Raw genomic sequence first — 1,568 nt, forward strand, 5'->3', positions numbered from 1 at the left:
GGCCGTGCTGACAAAACCGTTCTCCATCGAAACCATGCGCTTACGCATCCACACAATGGTCGAGAACGCCAAGTTACCGTGAAAGCATTTGATCGAATGGCCTAACTGATAAGTCATAGCGCCAAGGGGTAACTCACAAGCGTGGTTGAGCAGGCATGGCCGTCAATAACTGGCCGCTCTCAGCGGGCTTACATGCCACCTCTACAGCCAGCGCGAATAGCTTAGTGCCTATGTGCTCGACAAAGCGCCCCACGCGAAAAGGCTCGCAGACGTGAATTGGCCTGGCCATTTGTCGTGGTGCCGACTGCCGAGCACCCCGCGCCCGGCACCACCTTCGAACATGGCCTGCAACGTTTACTTGAATTCCGCTGCGCATCAGTGAGCTCGTGCCTGGAGGGCGGAAATCCGCTCGATCCAGAGGTCGTGCACCTGAGCTTCAAGAAACAGATACACCTCTGGTTCAACAGCCTGCACGTCCTGCAGAGCCTGGATAAAACCGCGACAGAACTGAAAACAGTGTTCGACTTGAACCTCTGTTTGACTGCTGCACAGGTCGCACTCAGCTGCTGGAGGTCGAACTCGTGGGTCAGGGATTCGCTAACAGCTCATATGACCGCACTGACAAGGGCCGCAATTACCACGTTGACGAACTTTTTCTTACGAAAGCCAAGGCCATTGCGTTCGGTGAAGCCAAGCTAGCAGCGCTTGCCAAGAAGCTGGAAAGACGTCAAAAAGGGTTACTGAAGCGACGATTGGAGTTGCACAGATGTAAATGAAATTGGCTTGCACAAGCGTCCACAAGGGTAGCGGGCCCCTTCGGTAATCTCTGCCCGCAGGGATGTCTTGAGCTTGATGACTTTGTCTAGCAATCGGGCGGTCAGGTGCGCGTCTGATCGAGCGTGGGTGAAGGAAACGACAGTGTGCATTTACTTGCCGCATTATCTGGAGAAAATTTCCGAGGCTCCGGGCAAATCCAGCTGATCAGTGTGCGGTCAGCTTTTGGCAAATCGCCTGCAGCTGATTCAAGGTGAATGGCTTGTTCAACCAGTGCACATGATCATAGTCCAACGTGTTTACCGCAGCATGGAAACCTGACGCGACGACTACAGGCACCTGAGGTAGCAGGTCATGCAGCCTTTGGACCAGCTCGAGCCCGTCGATACTGCCAGGCATTCTCAGGTCAGTGATCAGCAGATCTGCATCGAAACCATTATGCTGAATGTGACTCCAGGCAGAATCTGCCTCGCAGAATGCTCTGACCCTATGACCTTCCATTTCCAGAATTTCGACCATGATGGTCAATATGTCCTGCTCATCCTCGACAAGAATGATGATGCTCATGAGGTAATTCCTGTCGTGACGATCAGACCTGTCTGAGCGATGTCTGAGCATTTGAGTGCATGTAACTGATTGGACACACCGATCTAGAAATCGAGCCTTCGCTCCGATGAGCGGGGCAAAAAAGGGAATTGATTTCTACACGGGCCGGCGGGCTTTAGCAGACCACTCCCCCACGCTGATTCTTCGACCTCTCTAACCAACGTTAGGCCTGCGACGGCGCAGCGACT

The 1,568-nt window shown here is 53.5% G+C and carries 1 protein-coding gene; it reads right to left on the minus strand.

Annotated elements, in window-relative coordinates:
- Nucleotides 1–981 precede the first annotated feature (981 nt).
- Entirely contained in the window at nt 982–1,341 is a 360-nt protein-coding gene (locus ABEH28_RS27215; RefSeq protein ID WP_192174993.1) for a response regulator, read from the minus strand.
- Between the last annotated feature and the right edge of the window lie 227 nt (nt 1,342–1,568).

Source organism: Pseudomonas sp. Ps21-P2 (assembly GCF_039672565.1).
GTDB lineage: Bacteria > Pseudomonadota > Gammaproteobacteria > Pseudomonadales > Pseudomonadaceae > Aquipseudomonas.